We start from the raw sequence: 15713 nt of genomic DNA on the forward strand, positions 1-15713 counted from the left end.
TTATCGGCCCTACCGACATGGTGAGACAACCGAGTGAAGGAAACCGGGCCGCGTTCAACTCACAGCGGCGACTCGAGCCACGAGTAGTCCAGGCCCACCCATGTCCCGATCAGGCCGAAAGTGCCGAGCACCCACAAAGTCGCCAGGACGATCACTGTGGTGAACAGAACGCCCAACCCTTTGACGAACAGCGACTGCTTGCCGAACCATTCCATGAACCGGTCGTATCGAGCCTTCGCGAAATGAAGGAGTCGATGTGCCCACGCGAACTCCGACGCCAGGATGCCGAGGCCGGCGAAAACGATGAGCCAACCGGGCCCGGGGTACGGAATAGCCACGATGCCGGCGGCGAACACGATCGTGCCCACGACTCCGACGCCGATGCGGTACGCAAGATTGAGGGTGGGCCGCGCGGCGATTCCCGCGCGCCACCGCTCCCAGCGGGACTCTGCGTCCTGGAAGACGGACAGGTCTGAATCGTCGACGGAAGAATCGACCTTTTCGGTACTCAAAGCAGTCACCTTTTCGGTCGCGAAATGTCTCTTCGACCAGGCTACCGAAATCGTCGCCCGGCGACCTGCGACGACGGTCTGCATCCCGAAATAACCGTGCCCTCGAACAGCTGTGCCCTCGACCAGCTGTGCTCTCGAACGACTGAAGGCGTCCCCGATGATCGGGAACGCCTTCAGTGTTTTTCTGTGGTCCCGGCTGGGATCGAACCAGCGACCTTCCGCGTGTGAAGCGGACGCTCTCCCACTGAGCCACGGGACCGTAAGTCATCCGAACGCATGCGCTCGAACGAGTTGGAACATTAACACGGCTGCGCGATGAATACGAATCACCAGGTTGGCATTCGTTTTGCTCCAGGCGACCCCGAAATCTACGAATTCGAGCTGATTTCAGACCGTATTCATCGCCAAGACGGACAGTTGCAACGCGCGCAACGGGCCGATTCCACTCCGAACACGCCACTGAGCTGGTGATTTGTGTGTATCCGACACGGTCGGCTAATGTTTCCAACGCACCGAGGAGAGCGAGCAGCTCCCCAAGCAACACGGTGCGATGCGGACGTGGCGCAGCTGGTAGCGCACAACCTTGCCAAGGTTGGGGTCGCGGGTTCGAATCCCGTCGTCCGCTCGAGAGGTGTGACTCAACCTTTTACGGTGGAGTGGCCGAGTGGTGAGGCAACGGCCTGCAAAGCCGTGCACACGGGTTCGATTCCCGTCTCCACCTCGCGCGATTAGCTCAGCGGGAGAGCGCTTCCCTGACACGGAAGAGGTCACTGGTTCAATCCCAGTATCGCGCACCACGTCAGGCCCTCGGGCCTGATGGTCAAGACCTGCTTGCAGGTCTGATAAGTTAGAAAAGTACTGAGTTCCGGTAACGGAGTTCATTGCTCATGCGGACGTGGCGCAGCTGGTAGCGCACAACCTTGCCAAGGTTGGGGTCGCGGGTTCGAATCCCGTCGTCCGCTCCATTTTTCTCCAGAACCCGCGCGATTAGCTCAGCGGGAGAGCGCTTCCCTGACACGGAAGAGGTCACTGGTTCAATCCCAGTATCGCGCACCATTTGAGAATGCAAGAAGCCGGAACCTCAGGGTTCCGGCTTTTTGCGTTCGAGCGCCGAACACACGGGCCGCAGTACTGACGCGAGCCCCCTCGGGAATCCACGTCAGTACTGCGGTTGATGTAGCTGATCAGATTGTTGTAACTGCTCAGTGAGAGAAGCGGTTCGCTGCCGAAGTCATCGCGCGCAGCGAGGACTCCGTCGACGACTCCGCAATACCCATCGCCCAGCTCCGACGGCCGTCGCACTCGGTGAAGATGAACGTCGCAGTGCGGTGGCCGATCTGGTGCTGATGGAAAGACAGGATCTCGAGCGAGATTCCCGCGTCGTGCAGCATCGACGTCATGGCCGAGATCGCGCCGGTCGAGGTGGCGGACGCTTTCTGGATACGCTCCCCCAGACCGAGAGTCGCTTCGAAGGTCCAACGACCCGGCGCAATCTTCTCGGAGGACCACGCACCCAGACGGATCGGGCCGCTCATAGCCGCATACGTGGACTCGAACTCGGTCCACGACATCGCTGAGCATTCGGCACGCAAGCCGGCGGGCAGAGATTTGCCGTGACGCGCCGCGAAGGGATCAGCAGCAGAAGAAGAATCAGAAGCGAAAGCGAAGTTGTAAGTCATGATCGTGGTCTTCCTGGAATGAAGTGGAGGACCAACTGGTAGCAAGACGACCCGCAGCGAGGGGTCGGTCCGATTCAGACCCCGCTACGGCGGCTTACTACGAGAATTCGCTTCATGAGAGACGAGGCTAGGCGGCCCGGTTCGAGAATGCAACCCAGACCGCCGCCGCACAGGTCAGACCTGAGCCGCTTTGTGCTCGGCGATCAGGGCGCGATACCACTCGAATGAGGTCTTCGGTGTGCGCTTCTGGGTGTCGAAATCGACGTGCACCAGGCCGAATCGCTCTTTGTATCCCGCAGCCCATTCGAAGTTGTCGAGAAGTGACCACACAAAATAACCGCGGACGTCGACACCGTCGTCCATTGCCGATCGGAGGGCGCGAAGGTGCGCATCGTGGTAGTCGATTCGTGCTTCGTCGTCGACGACGCCTGCGGCATCCGGGGCGTCGTGGAATGAACATCCGCTTTCGGTGATGTAGATCGGCGGCAGTGCGTCACCGAAGCGGGCGTGGAACGTCCGCAAGATCTCGCCCAGCCCCTCGGGAACGATCGGCCAACCGAAATCGGTTGTGGGATAACCGGTAATCGCGACAGGGGCAAAGGGCAGGCCCGGGGGCAGGTCGACTTCGAGCACACCTTCGGTCCCCTGGCCTTCCACCGGAGCAGCAATCATCGTCGGCTCGTAGTAGTTGATCCCGTACCAGTCGAGCGGCGCCCCGATGATTTTCAAGTCCTCGTCGACAGGACCGCTGAGCAGCTGAGCGAATTCGTCGGCCGGGTACTTCCCGACCAGAACCGGGTCGGCGAACATCCAATTGACGACGTGGTCGTAGATGTCGGCAGCCATCACGTCTTCCGGCGAATCCGAAGCGGCACGCACCGGAGCATGGTTCGAGGCGATTCCGATGTTCGTGCATCCGGTTGCCCGAAGCGCTTCGACAGCGAGGCCATGCCCGAGCAGCTGGTGATGTGCGGCTTGGAAAGCCTCGAACCCCAAGGCCAGTCCGGGGGCGTGAACTCCGAGGGCATGCCCGTAAAGCGTGTGCACAACTGGTTCGTTGAGCGGCATCCACATTCCGACCCGATCCGACAGCCGCTCGCCGACGACCTGCGCATACTCCCCCAGCCGATACGAGGTGTCGCGGTTCATCCAGCCGCCCTGCTCCTGCAAGGCAAGGGGCAGATCCCAGTGAAAGAGCGTGACGGCGGCAGTAATTCCCGCCGAACACAGTCGGTCGATCAGGCGGTCGTAGAAGTCGAGCCCCTTCGCATTCACTGCCCCCGATCCGGTGGGCAGAATGCGCGACCACGACAGAGACAGCCGATAAGCGTCGAGCCCGAGCTGATTCATCAGCTCGATGTCCGACTCCCAGCGGTGATAATGATCGGCAGCGACCGTCCCGGTGTCGCCCCCGACGACAACACCGGGACGGTCACAGAACTCGTCCCAAATCGACGGTCCGCGACCGTCTTCGGCCACAGCTCCTTCGATTTGATAGGCCGCAGTGGCGGTTCCCCAGACGAAGGAAGACGGAAATTCTGGTGTCGGCTGCCGAGTCATGTCGGTCAGTTAATCAAAGAACCGTGCAAAACACGCAGCTTTGTTGGACACTCGACCAGTATCAAGATCCAGTACCGTTCGGCCTAACCGAACGAACGAGACAAAGGCCCTGCTTGATGACGGATAACACCCGCACCCTGACGAGGGCTCGGATCGCCACTTCGGTGGCCTTCGGACTTCAAGGATTTCTGCTCGCCGCCATTCTGACGCAGCTGCCGCAGTACAAGGACTTGTTCGAGCTGAGCGAGACACTGGTTGTGGTTGCGGTTGTCACCGTGTCCGTCATCGCCGGGCTCGGCAGCGTGCTCGCCGAGATGCTGGCCGTGAGAACGTCGAGCAAGATGACCCTGCGAACTGGGCTCGCCGTCATCGCAGTCTTCGGCGGGGCAACCGGAATTGCGCCCAACGCAGCGATGTTCTTCGTCTTCCTGGCGATCTACGGCATCGGACTCGGCATGGTCGACGCGGCCGCCAACATGCAGGCAGTCTCGATCCAACACGCCAAGGGCCGCTTCATCCTCTCCTCGTTCCATGCTTCCTGGAGCGTCGGAGCGATTGTCGGCGCCCTGTTCATCTCTGCTACCGCAGGCCTCGACATTTCGATCCGCGTCACGCAGGTGATCGCGGGAGTTGTTGTCGGACTGATGCTTCTGGCCTTCGGCCCGCAACTGCTCGATCGGTCCGAGTCTCCGGTTGCCGAGGCAAACATCACGAGCACCGCGAAATTCGCGGTACCCACCCGCGCCTTCGTCCTCCTCGGCGTCGCGATGGCATTGTTCTACGCGGTCGACTTCAGCGTCGGAAACTGGTCGACTCTGTACGTCAAGGACGAACTGCTCGCCGACGCCGGGACCGCTGCCCTTTCCGTGGCGGCGTATCAGATCGCGGCACTTGTCGCACGACTGACCGGGGACTACTGGGTCGGGAAATTCGGTGAGACCACCGTCGTGCGGATCGGCTCTCTCATCGGTGTAGTCGTCGGTATGACAGTTGTCGTCCTCGCGCAATCTCCCGCCGTTGCCATCGCCGGGTTCCTCATCGTCGGGCTCGGGGTACCGGTGATCGCTCCGATCTGCTTCAGCGCTGCCGGCAGGATGGCTCCCCCGGATCAGGTCGATGCGGTGATCGCACGCATCAACCTCTTCAACTACGTCGGCACAGTCGTCGGCGGCGGCATCGTCGGCGCGGTCGCTGCCTTCAGTGACCTTCGAATCGGGTTCCTGATTCCGCTGGCGTTCTGCGCGATCTTGATAGTTCTTGCTCCCGCGTTCGCACCGAAACGAGCCACAACTCCGGTCGCCGAGAACGCCGCTTGAGCATTGCGCCCGAGGAAAGTGGTGTACTTGATCGACCGAATTGTGTGCGCGAGAGGCAGAAACTGACGTGACGATCACCGTTGACCGGGCCGGGATCTGGGATTCCGAAGCAATCGCCGACGTGGCAGCGGTGACATTTCCACTGGCGTGTCCGCCCGACGCGTCGGACGACGACATCAGTGCCTTCATCGACAACGTTCTCTCCGTCGACAAGTTCTCCGAGTACCTGACCGATCCGACGCGAACCGTTCTCAAGGTCATTCGCGACGGTTCGATCGTCGGCTACGCGATGCTTGTCGACGACGAGCCCTCCGACCCGGACGTCAAAGCTGCTGTGACACTTCGCCCGACAACGGAACTGAGCAAGTTGTACGTGCTTCCGGGTAACCACGGAACCGGCGCGGCAGCATCCTTGATGGACGCGGTTGTCGACCACGCACGACGCAGCGGAAGTGCCGGCATCTGGCTGGGCGTCAATCAGGAGAACCTGCGCGCCCAGAAGTTCTACGCAAAGCACGGTTTCACCCAGGTCGGCACGAAGACTTTCCTCGTGGGCGCACAACTCCACCACGATTTCGTGATGGAGCGCCCCGTCAGCTGACAGGCGTGCAGACTAGCCGGCCGCGACCTCGAAACGAGAAAGTGCGAGCAGGCGCGAGGTCGCGCGCAAGTACTTCTTCTTGTACCCACCGGCGAGCATCTCGGGAGTGAAGATCTCGTCGAGGCGTGCGCCGGAAACGGTGACCGGGATGCTCGCGTCGTACAGGCGGTCGGCGAGAACCACGATGCGCAGTGCAACGGACTGATCCGTTGCCGGGTGGACACCGTCGATGAACACGGCCTTCACACCCTCGACCAGCTTGTTGTACCGCGACGGGTGCAGGGTGCTGAGGTGCTTGCACAGCTCGTCGAAGTTGTCGAGCGTGGCGCCGTCGATGGCGTCGGCCCGAGAGACCAACTCCTCCGAGGAGATGGGCTCGGGTGCGGGCGGGAGATCGCGGTGACGGTAGTCGGGGCCGTCGACGCGAATCGTCTCGAAGATCGAGCCGAGCTTCTTGATCTCGCGCAGGAAGTCCTGGGCGGCGAAGCGACCCTCCCCGAGCTGGCCGGGAAGCGTGTTCGACGTCGCGACGATGGACACGCCGCGCGCGGAAAGCTCCGAAAGGAGGCGGGATACGAGCATGGTGTCGCCCGGATCGTCGAGCTCGAACTCGTCGATGCAGAGAACGCTGTGGTCGGCGAGCGCTTCGACCGCCTTGTTGAAGCCGAGAGCGCCGACGACGTGTGTCAGCTCGACGAAGGTTCCGAAAGCCTTCGGCGACGGAACGCTGTGGAAGATCGACGCCAGCAAGTGAGTCTTACCGACACCGAACCCGCCGTCGAGGTACAGGCCGGCGCCGGTCGCCTGGGTCTTCTTGCCGAACAGTCCGCGGCGTCCACCACTACGGATCTTGGTGACGCGCTTGGAGAATTCCTCGGCCTTGGCGACAGCAGCTGCCTGGCTCGGTTCCTTCGGATCAGGAATGTAGGACGCAAAACTCACCTCGTCGAACATTGCGGGAGGCACCATTTGAGCTACCAGTTGATCGGCGGGTACCACCGGGCTGCGATCGACAAGACGTTCATGCATCCGTCAAGGGTATCTACGTGATGTGATCTCTCATGTGCACCGTATGGATATTGCGACCTACTTCACACCAGGCCACGACGACGAACTCCGCGGCTTGTACGCCTATCCGGAGAACCTCTCGCAACCCTGGATGCGCGTGAACTTCGTTTCCAGCATCGACGGGTGCGTCGCCGTCGACGGAGTGAGCGGTGGACTGGGCACACCGGCAGACAAGTCGGTATTCGGGATCTTGCGCGAACTTTGTGACGTCGTCGTGGTCGGCGCAGGCACAGCGCGAGCCGAGAACTACGGGGGTGTGCAGGTCTCGGACGAAGCCCGGGCGCGTCGCACTGCCGACGGCCTCGCTCCGGTCCCACCGATCCTCGTCGTCTCGGCGCACGCGTCGATCGACCCCGAAAGCCGACTCCTTCGCGATACTGAAGTTCCACCGATCCTTGTTGTCGGTCGCGACGCGGACTCCGCGGCAATTTCGGCGCTGAGATCTGCCGGAGCGCAGGTGGAGGTGACGGACTCACCGAACGTCACCAGCGGCGACATCGACAGGGCCTTGTCGGCTCGCAAGCTCCGTCACGTGCTGTGCGAGGGCGGACCGTCACTTTTCGGGCAGTTGATCGAGGACAATGCCGTCGACGAACTCTGCATCACCACGTCACCTCAACTGGTGGGGAGCAAAGTCGGCCGAATCTCACTCTCCCCCAACGCAATGCCCACAGCCATGCGTCCCGCGCACATTCTCGGTGATACGGACGGCACGATCCTCACTCGATGGGTTCGTCAGCAGCCACGTCGGTGAACCTGGCACTCTGGTCGGCATGCGCAGAGTTGCTTTGATGGCCGTCGTCCTCGCGACGTGTTGTGCGTGCGGCGCCGGTCCGTCGCTTCGGCCCGCCGTCGCGGTCGAAGGCCGCACCGACGGCAGCCCTGCCCAGAGCGAGGGACCGTCGCCCGATGCGCCGCCGGTTGACCCTGGCGTCCCGACCGATGACATACCGTGGCGAGACTGCACCGGCACGTCACTCGCCGACCAGGCTCTCGCGGCGTCGAGCGCCGGCGTCATTCTCGAATGCGCGGAATTCAATGCCCCCATCGACGTGACCGGCGCCATCGACGGCAACTTCACTGCCGGCTTGACCCGCGCTCGGACCTCGTCGACGCCTGCCGACGCGTATCCGATCGTGTTCACATCGGGCACCGATCGTTCGTCGGGAAACTCTCTGGCCATGCTCGCCGCATCCGGCTTGAACACGGTTCTCACCGAACATCCCGTGGTTGCCCTCGATCGACGCGGAATCGACAGGTCCACCGCAATCGACTGCATGACGCCGGAAATTCGGCGTGGCCTTCACGATCTGGGCCAGTTCGACGCGGATTCCACCGGTGACGCCGCCGATGCGGTCGCGGCTCTCGGTCACGACGCCACCATTGCCTGCACGGACTACCTCGACCCTCAAGAACTGAAGTTCGGCGCCGACTCCGCAGCCGAGGACATCGACGCTCTACGTACACGGTGGGGCGTCGAGACCATCGCTCTGTGGTCTGCAGGGTCCGGCTCGGACATCGCGCTGAGCTATGCGGCAGCCCACCCGAACAACCTCGCGAGATTGATCCTCGATTCTCCCGCTCCGGTGGCCACCGACGCTGCGACCGAGGCCGAAAGCCGCGTGCAGGGCGAGGAAGCGGCATTGGCGGCATTCGCTCAGCGATGTGTGGCGCTGGGGTGCTCGCTCGGACCTGATCCGAAGAAATCGGTCACGGACTTGATGGAGCGCGCTCGCGCCGATGAATTCCAGCCGCTGTCCGCCGCTGCGGTGTCGAACGCGATTTCGGCCAGCCTGTGGACTGCCGGAACCAACCGTGAGCAGGAGACCCGCTCACTGTCCGACGCTCTGTCCGCGCTCGGTACCGGCAACGCTTCGCCGATTCGAGAGCGCGCCGCCCGGGCGGAGAACGAGGTGGACGGCGACGGCCAGTTCATCGGACGGTGCACCGACGGCATGCAATGGCCGGGCATCGGGCGTGCGCGCGAGCTTGCGGACACCTGGGGCACCAACTATCCGGTGTTCGGGCGAGAAGCCGCGCTCGGGTTGCTGGCGTGCGCCAGCTGGCCGTCGACCGCCAACTCCCCCCTGCCGAATCAGTTGAAGCCCCCAGTCCTCGTGCTGAGCGGTCAGGGTGACCCGGCCGTCGGGAACTCCGGACTCTCGACCGTCACCGGCGTCGTGACCAATGCAGGATCGCGCTTCGCAACTCTGGACTGGCAAGGTGCGGGTCACCCCGCGGCACAATCCACCTGCGCTCAACAGGCGATGCGCCTCTACCTCAGCGACGCCTCCCTGCCCAGTAACGGAAGCGTGTGCCCGGCCTGACTCGGGCGCTCGTCCACCACGACCGAAAAGGGGTGCATCCCCCGATCACACCCTGCTCCGGTGTACCGTGCCGAAGTGTTCCTTCGACAGCTCGAGCCGCGTACCGGGCGGACAACCCAACAAGTCGTCAACTTCGTTTTGTGGCCGATCGCCGTGATGACAGTGCTCAATCGTGTCATCGTCACAGCAGTCAACGGCGCCATCACCGATGACTTCCGACCGGTCTACAACGCCGCGCTGGCGTTCTGGAACGGGCGCGACGTCTACACCGCAGATTTCAACTCCGTAGACCCCCATTACCTGTACCCACCATCGGGTTCCTTGTTGATGGCCCCCCTGGCGATCCTCGATCCCGAGCGCTCACGGTGGCTGTTCATCGGTGTCAATGCCGTCGCCATTCTCGTGGCTCTCTACCTGCTGTTGCGCTTGTTCGACCTGACGATCAGTTCCATCGCGGCGCCGATTCTGGTGCTCGGCGCGTTCATGTCGGAGACGGTCACCAACACGTTGGTGTTCACCAACATCAACGGCCTCGTCCTGCTCGGCGAAGTTGCCTTCCTCCTGTTGCTGATGCGCAAGAAGGACCTGTGGGCCGGCGCCGCGATCGGTCTCACCATCGCAGTGAAACCCACTCTCGCGCCGCTGCTCCTGCTGCCACTCGTTCGCGGTCAGTGGAAGGTGTTCGTCACCGCCCTGGGCATCCCGTTCATTCTCACGGTCGTGGCATGGCCGCTGGCGTCGGATCCGATGGACTTCGTCCGCCGCACCGTGCCGTACCTGCTCGAATCTCGTGACTACTTCAACAGTTCGATTGTCGGAAACGGCGCTTACTTCGGTCTGCCCGAATGGTTGATCCTGCTCTTGCGCGTCGTGTTGGCCGCCATGGTCGTCGTTTCTCTGTGGCTTCTGTACCGCTACTACCGCAACGACGAACTGTTCTTCCTCACCACCGCGACCGGTGTGATCATGACCGCGTCGTTCCTGCTGCCCTCGCTCGGCCAGATGTACTACTCGATGATGCTGCTCCCGCTCCTGATGTCCGTGGTGCTCAAGAACTCGGTCATGCGGAACTGGCCGGCCTGGCTCGCCGTCTACGGCTTCATGACGTTCGACAGCTGGTGGTCGAACCGCTGGCCGACCTTCGGCCGGGCGGCCGAATACACCAAGAGCACCCTCGGCTGGAGCCTTCTGCTGATCGTGATCTTCTGTGTCCTCGGATACCGGTATCTGGTCGCGCGTCGAGAGGGCCGCTTGGATCGGGGAATCGATCCCGCGTACCTCCTCGATCCCCCACTCGATACCGTCTCACCTGCCGACGAAGCCGAAACGGCGACAAAGCATTAGCGTGGAGGCATGAGTTCTTCACACGATGGCATCGACAGCACACCTGAGGTCACGTACACCGAGAGCGAGTGGCGCGAAAAACTGACGCCGGAGGAGTTCGCCGTCCTGCGCCAAGCCGGCACCGAACGCCCCTTCGTCGGCGAGTACACCGACACCACCACGGAAGGTGTCTACTCCTGCCGGGCCTGCGGAGCCGAACTGTTCCGCAGCACCGAGAAGTTCGAATCGCACTGCGGGTGGCCGTCCTTCTTCGATCCGGCGGATTCGGATGCCGTGATCCTGAAAGAAGACAGCTCACTCGGGATGCGCCGCGTCGAGGTCATCTGCAAGAAGTGCCACAGCCACCTCGGTCACGTCTTCGAGGGCGAGGGATACCCGACGCCGACCGATCAGCGGTACTGCATCAACTCGATCTCGCTGGTCCTCAAGCCCGCTCAGTAGCCAGGTCGTGGGCTACCCCGTATCACTGGTAGCCCACGATTCGAGACTTTCCACTCAGAAGTCCCAGTTCAGCGCAGTCGGGCTCAGACCGGCCGCATTCAGGTCCTCGTTGCGAGCGACAAGTCCGTCTTTGACGGAACCGATCCCGCCACCGATCGCGCCGGAAGTGATGTCCGTCAACGCGGCGTCGCCGCCCGTGACTTCCTTCGTCACGATCGCAGCGGACGCTCCCGAGACCGCGTCGTCGAAGGCACCTCGCGCGATCTCCTGCAACCTCGAACCGGTCGGAAGCGGGTTCGGGTCAGGGCCGACACGATCCGGCGTCGTCTTCAACCCTCCGTTCGCAAGTCCCTTGATGAAACCGTCGCGCCCCTCGGTCACGACCTTGCCACCGTCGATCGACTGGCGATGATCCATCGTCATCTGCCCGAGTTGAATGGCGAGGCCGGAGAAGACGGCAGCGGCAGCTTCCACTGCCGCAGCCTCGATCACTCGTATCAACAATTGCTGCAACAACATTCGGACCGTGAGTGTTGTTGCGACCTCAGCCGCCACGACCCCGGCGGTACTGACACCCAGTGTCGGGACAGCAGCCGCCACCATGGCGGCAATCTCGAGCGCCAGTGCGCCCAGCGCCGCGAGGATCGACAGTTTGGTGTACTCGATGTCCGTGCCGGTATCGGTGCATGACTGACCCAGTTCGGCCGCGGCAGAGGACAACCGCTCGAAGACCTCCGCAACTCCCCCGGCCTCGGACCAATACCGAGACAACGAGTCGCCGGCTCGACCGTCGATCGATGCAAGTACTGCCTGCAATCCGTAACCACCGGCAGCGGCCGAAGCCTCGATCCGATCAGCCGCGCCTGACCAGGCATCACCCAACCTCCACAGTGCCGTTTCGTCTCCTTGCGGCCAGTCACTGCCCACCGCGACCGACGCAACCGCCTGTAACCAGCCTGGAATCTCGAGTCCCATCAGAGCCCACCCGCCATGTCGTCGGCAAGCGAGGTGTCGATCGATTCGAAACGATCGGTGATCTCGATCAGCGTGGCGGTCAATTCGCGCAGCGCGCCCGCGACCAGCGTCATCCCACCGACCGCTGACTCAGCACCGGGAACATATGCGCCTGAGAATGCGGATCCGAACTGGTCAGTGCCCCAGCAACCCTCTTCGGCGGCGACCACTGCGTCGAGAGCGCTCCGCGCCTCGTCGAGATCGGCAGCGACCACCGCGAAGGCTGGTGCAGCACTTTTCATCGCGGCCACATTCACGCCCAGTTCAGACATTGCCGGAGCTCCTCAGAACGGTGCGGTCCCAGTTCTCGTCGCAGGAAGCCGGTGTGGAGCTCGGACGAGGTTCGAGAATCTCGCGCAATCCGAGCACGCCCGGAACCAGGTCCGGCAAGTCGATTCCGGCCGCCTCCGTGAGCGGCTTCGTCATCTCGGCAACCTGTCGGCGTATGTCTTCTGCCGCAGACGCGGCCGTAGCCAGGATCAGATTCCCCAACGCTGCCGGCGAATGCTTGGCGTAAGAACTCCCCGAGAGATCGACTCCCACCACCGCCCCCGAGGCGTCGACGACGATTTCCACGCTGCCGTCACTCGAACGCGCGCTCGCCGTCGCTCGAGCGATCCTCTCCTGCAAGTCCGCCAGCGATCGAGTCCGCTCCAACAGAACGTGCTGCATCGAATCGATCTGGGCCCGAAGTACTTCGACTTGCCCCCGCATCGAACCAACATCCGCTGCACTCACGATGGCCCCCACCTTCGATAGATCGTGACACCTGATTCAGGCGCTCACGAGGTTCGACGCGAGAGGTGGCCGATCGGTTCCGTCAGCGTGAACGAAGCACGGGCGGATCGAACGCCTTGACCGGCGGCAGGGCCCCGTCGAATTTCTCGATCTGCACCAGAACGTGCTGGCCGGTGCACCCGTGCGAGAGTGACGACGTACCGATGTCCGGTGTCAGAACGTTGGGATTGCCGTGCACGCACAGAGAGTCGGGATCTGCAGGATCGAGCGGGTCGTACCAGGCACCGGTGGAAAGTTGGACGACGTCGCTCCGCAAGTCCGAGTCGACGATCACACCAGCAAGGCACGCTCCGCGATCGTTGAACACCCGCACCACGTCTCCTGCCGAGACGCCGCGCGCGGCCGCTGCATCGGGGTGCATACGAATCGGCTCGCGTCCCTGAATCTTCGACGCCTGGCTCGCAGCGCCGTGATCGAGTTGGCTGTGCAGACGCGTCTTGGGCTGATTGGCGATCAAGTGAAGCGGGAATTGCGAGGCTCGCGGTCCACCCAGCCACTCGTCGGGCTCGTACCAGCGCGGATGGCCGGCGCAGTCGTCGTAGCCGAAGGACTCGATGGTCTCGGAGAAGATCTCGATCTTCCCACTCGGAGTCGAGAGCGGATATTTCTCGGGATTCTCACGGAAGTCACCGAAGAGCACGAGGTTGTCTTCGGTTCGCATCCGGTAGTGCCCTTCTGCCCAGAAGTCCTCGAACGTCGGTGTGTTGCCGCCGTCTGCATCGACGAACGGCCGCCATTGAGCGTAGAGATGCTCGATCCACTCCTGTGAGGATCGCCCCTCTGTGAACTGTTCCCCGAATCCGAGCGCAGAAGCCAGAGCGGCAAACGTGTCGTAGTCGTCACGCGAGTTCTCGAAAGGTGGAACGACCTGCTGCATCGCGACCAGAAGCGGGTCGTTTCGAGTGCAGCTCAGGTCATTTCGTTCGAGCGAGGTGGTCGACGGGACCACGATGTCGGCGTTGCGGGCCATCGGCGTCCAGTACGGATCGTGAACGACGATCGTGTCCGGACGCGCAAATGCCCGTCGCAGCCTCGGGAGATCCTGATGGTGGTGAAACGGATTGCCACCGGCCCAGTAGACCAACCGGATGTCGGGATAGGTCAAGCGTCGGCCGTCGTAATCGAACTCCTCCCCGGGCGAAAGCAGCAGGTCGGAAATCGCGGCTACCGGAATGAAATCCGTCACCGGATTCACACCTTGCGAGAAGGTCGGCAAGGGATACGGCACCGGAGCCAGACCCGGCTCGTTCATCGAACCGTAGCCGTGCCCGAAACCTCCACCCGGAAGCCCGAATTGGCCGAGCATCGCTGCGAGTGTCACGCCCATCCACGGTGCCTGTTCACCGTGTTTGATGCGTTGCAACGACCACGTGACGGTCACCAGCGTCCGGCCAGACGCCATTCTCCGAGCCAGGTCGGTGATGAACTCCGCCGACACACCGGAGATCTTCTGCGCCCAGCGCGGATCCTTCTGTACACCGTCGGAACGTCCGAGCAGGTAATCCTCGAAGCGTTCGTAACCGACGCAGAAACGGCCCAGGAAATCGCGATCGTGCAGGTCCTCCGACGCCAGGACAAACGCCAGGGCAAGCATGATTGCAACGTCGGTTCCCGGAACGGGTGCGATCCACTCGCAGTCACCCTCGACGTCGTCACGCAACGGACTGAAGGAGACGATCTTTCCGCCGCGGGCACGAAACGCGTCGAGCGCCCCGCGCGTCGGATGATCGCTCGTACCACCGGCATTGACTCCGGTGTTCTTGATCGGCACTCCCCCGAACGAGACGAGGAGATCGGAGTGCTTCGCGATGACATCCCACGACGTGGAGCGCGCGAACAACTTCCAGTGCGTTCCGACCACACGCGGCATGATGACACCGGTGGCACCGAGCGAGTAGCTGTGAACTGACTTGGTGTATCCACCCAGCTGATTCAGAAATCGGTGAACTTGGCTCTGCGCGTGATGGAATCGGCCGGCGCTGGCCCAGCCGTACGAGCCGCCGAAGATCGCGTTGTTTCCGTGCGCGTCGACCACGCGACGCAGTTCACGCGAGAGGAGTTCGGTCAGTTCGTCCCAGGAGACCGAGACGAATTCGTCGGCTCCACGTCGGTCGCTGGGACCCGGCCCGTTCTCGAGCCAACCCCGACGCACCGCCGGGCCCGAAACACGAGCCCGACTGCGCACCGAACCGGCGAGGTTCCCGAGCATCGGCGAAGGATTCGCATCACCCTCGTACGGATGCACGGCGGTCACCTCACCGGCGACCGATTCGGCGGTGAACATTCCCCAATGGGACATGTGTTGACGACGCCGGTTCGGTGCAGTTGTCACAGGAACCACTTTCGAAGCAGATCAGGGAAGGGAAAGGACCAGCTTCTCGATGTCCACGCGCGGGCCGGTGAAGAACGGCACCTCTTCGCGAACGTGCAAGCGAGCCTCGGTGGCACGCAGATCGCGCATCAGATCGACGATACGAATGAGCTCGGGTGCTTCGAACGCGAGAATCCACTCGTAGTCCCCCAGAGCGAAGGCCGGGACCGTGTTGGCGCGAACGTCCTTGTACGAGCGAGCAGCCATACCGTGATCGGCGAGCATCTTACGACGCTCCTCGTCGGGGAGCAGGTACCACTCGTACGAGCGGACGAACGGGTAAACGCAGATGTAGTCGCCCGGTTCCTCACCCGCGATGAACGAGGGCACGTGGCTCTTGTTGAACTCCGCGGGGCGGTGCACCGCCGAGTTGCTCCAGATGGGAGCACTGGCCTGTCCGAGGACGGTGGTGCGACGAAAATCCGCGTACGCGGCCTGCAGTTCCTCGATGCTGGCCGCGTGGGTCCAGATCATGAAGTCCGCGTCGGCGCGCAGGCCGGCGACGTCGTAGATCCCGCGAACCACGACGCCCTTGTCTTCGAGACCCTCGAAGAACAAGCGGGCGTCCTTGACCGCAGCTTCCCGATCATCGCCCAGCACACCGGGTTCCACCTGGAACACGGAGAACATGAGGTAACGGATTTCAGAGTTCAGTTTGTCGAAATCAAGGCGTGCCATGGGT

The 15713-nt window shown here is 62.7% G+C and carries 15 protein-coding genes and 6 tRNA genes; 11 read left to right on the forward strand and 10 right to left on the reverse strand.

All coding sequences use genetic code 11. The features are described 5' to 3' along the window. Positions 1–59: 59 nt before the first annotated feature. Together M1L53_RS29495 and M1L53_RS29500 are read right to left on the reverse strand one after the other, a co-directional pair. Entirely contained in the window at positions 60–512 is a 453-nt protein-coding gene (locus M1L53_RS29495; protein ID WP_030536868.1) for a TIGR02611 family protein, read from the reverse strand. Positions 513–699: 187 nt separating this feature from the next. Next, positions 700–771: transfer RNA gene (locus tag M1L53_RS29500), tRNA-Val, on the reverse strand. A 293-nt stretch (positions 772–1064) separates the two neighbouring features. On the opposite strand from M1L53_RS29500, the gene M1L53_RS29505 reads away from it, so the two are divergent. The 5 genes from M1L53_RS29505 to M1L53_RS29525 all read left to right on the forward strand — a co-directional run bounded on the left by M1L53_RS29505 (position 1065) and on the right by M1L53_RS29525 (position 1568). Further along, positions 1065–1137 (forward strand) — tRNA-Gly (locus M1L53_RS29505). Between the two features lie 25 nt (positions 1138–1162). Further along, positions 1163–1233: transfer RNA gene (locus tag M1L53_RS29510), tRNA-Cys, on the forward strand. 1 nt (position 1234) lies between these two features. After that, positions 1235–1309 (forward strand) — tRNA-Val (locus tag M1L53_RS29515). Positions 1310–1401: 92 nt separating this feature from the next. Then, a tRNA-Gly gene (locus tag M1L53_RS29520) sits at positions 1402–1477 on the forward strand. Between the two features lie 16 nt (positions 1478–1493). Next, a tRNA-Val gene (locus M1L53_RS29525) sits at positions 1494–1568 on the forward strand. 146 nt (positions 1569–1714) lie between these two features. On the opposite strand, the gene M1L53_RS29530 is transcribed toward M1L53_RS29525, so the two are convergent. Both M1L53_RS29530 and M1L53_RS29535 read right to left on the reverse strand, forming a co-directional pair. Next, positions 1715–2191: an alpha-isopropylmalate synthase regulatory domain-containing protein gene (locus M1L53_RS29530; protein WP_003942597.1), complete on the reverse strand. Its 477-nt coding sequence runs from the start codon at positions 2189–2191 to the stop codon at positions 1715–1717. Positions 2192–2365: 174 nt separating this feature from the next. Next, positions 2366–3751 (reverse strand): GH1 family beta-glucosidase, encoded by a 1386-nt coding sequence (locus tag M1L53_RS29535; RefSeq protein WP_030536869.1) that lies wholly within the window; start codon positions 3749–3751, stop codon positions 2366–2368. 116 nt (positions 3752–3867) lie between these two features. Between M1L53_RS29535 and M1L53_RS29540 the strand changes: the two genes are divergently transcribed. Continuing rightward, a complete protein-coding gene (locus tag M1L53_RS29540) occupies positions 3868–5067 on the forward strand; it encodes an MFS transporter (RefSeq protein ID WP_261949405.1) in 1200 nt (399 codons plus the stop codon). A gap of 67 nt (positions 5068–5134) precedes the next feature. Beyond that, entirely contained in the window at positions 5135–5668 is a 534-nt protein-coding gene (locus M1L53_RS29545) for an N-acetyltransferase (RefSeq protein WP_007732909.1), read from the forward strand. A 12-nt stretch (positions 5669–5680) separates the two neighbouring features. Here M1L53_RS29545 and zapE read toward each other — a convergent pair whose 3' ends face one another. Further along, positions 5681–6697: a cell division protein ZapE gene (zapE, locus tag M1L53_RS29550; RefSeq protein ID WP_003942629.1), complete on the reverse strand. Its 1017-nt coding sequence runs from the start codon at positions 6695–6697 to the stop codon at positions 5681–5683. Positions 6698–6740: 43 nt separating this feature from the next. Here zapE and M1L53_RS29555 point away from each other — a divergent pair, with 43 nt between their 5' ends. From M1L53_RS29555 to msrB, 4 genes are read left to right on the forward strand one after another with little or no spacing between them, the layout of a single operon-like run. After that, on the forward strand, positions 6741–7490 hold the full coding sequence (locus M1L53_RS29555; protein ID WP_007732907.1) for a pyrimidine reductase family protein: 750 nt from the start codon (positions 6741–6743) through the stop codon (positions 7488–7490). A gap of 19 nt (positions 7491–7509) precedes the next feature. Further along, the gene (locus tag M1L53_RS29560) at positions 7510–9063 is read left to right on the forward strand and encodes an alpha/beta hydrolase (protein ID WP_054188504.1); all 1554 of its coding nucleotides are present in this window, start codon (positions 7510–7512) and stop codon (positions 9061–9063) included. Between the two features lie 60 nt (positions 9064–9123). Beyond that, the gene (locus tag M1L53_RS29565) at positions 9124–10407 is read left to right on the forward strand and encodes a glycosyltransferase family 87 protein (protein ID WP_007732903.1); all 1284 of its coding nucleotides are present in this window, start codon (positions 9124–9126) and stop codon (positions 10405–10407) included. Positions 10408–10416: 9 nt separating this feature from the next. Further along, complete coding sequence (gene msrB, locus M1L53_RS29570; RefSeq protein WP_003942631.1) at positions 10417–10848, forward strand: peptide-methionine (R)-S-oxide reductase MsrB; 432 nt, start codon at positions 10417–10419, stop codon at positions 10846–10848. A gap of 54 nt (positions 10849–10902) precedes the next feature. On the opposite strand, the gene M1L53_RS29575 is transcribed toward msrB, so the two are convergent. The 5 genes from M1L53_RS29575 to hemQ form a co-directional block, all read right to left on the reverse strand. Beyond that, positions 10903–11823, reverse strand: coding sequence for a hypothetical protein (locus M1L53_RS29575; RefSeq protein ID WP_007732900.1), 921 nt, complete (start codon positions 11821–11823; stop codon positions 10903–10905). Then, positions 11823–12134, reverse strand: coding sequence for a hypothetical protein (locus M1L53_RS29580; RefSeq protein WP_003942588.1), 312 nt, complete (start codon positions 12132–12134; stop codon positions 11823–11825). Before M1L53_RS29580 ends, M1L53_RS29575 begins: the two co-directional genes overlap by 1 nt. After that, entirely contained in the window at positions 12127–12600 is a 474-nt protein-coding gene (locus M1L53_RS29585; protein ID WP_223304570.1) for a YbaB/EbfC family nucleoid-associated protein, read from the reverse strand. Before M1L53_RS29585 ends, M1L53_RS29580 begins: the two co-directional genes overlap by 8 nt. Before the next feature lie 82 nt (positions 12601–12682). Continuing rightward, positions 12683–14959, reverse strand: coding sequence for a molybdopterin guanine dinucleotide-containing S/N-oxide reductase (locus tag M1L53_RS29590; protein ID WP_054188505.1), 2277 nt, complete (start codon positions 14957–14959; stop codon positions 12683–12685). 54 nt (positions 14960–15013) lie between these two features. Further along, complete coding sequence (gene hemQ, locus M1L53_RS29595; RefSeq protein ID WP_054188506.1) at positions 15014–15709, reverse strand: hydrogen peroxide-dependent heme synthase; 696 nt, start codon at positions 15707–15709, stop codon at positions 15014–15016. Positions 15710–15713 lie beyond the last annotated feature (4 nt).

The organism is Rhodococcus sp. T9N, from assembly GCF_024436645.1.
In the GTDB taxonomy this organism is placed as follows: domain Bacteria; phylum Actinomycetota; class Actinomycetes; order Mycobacteriales; family Mycobacteriaceae; genus Rhodococcus_F; species Rhodococcus_F qingshengii.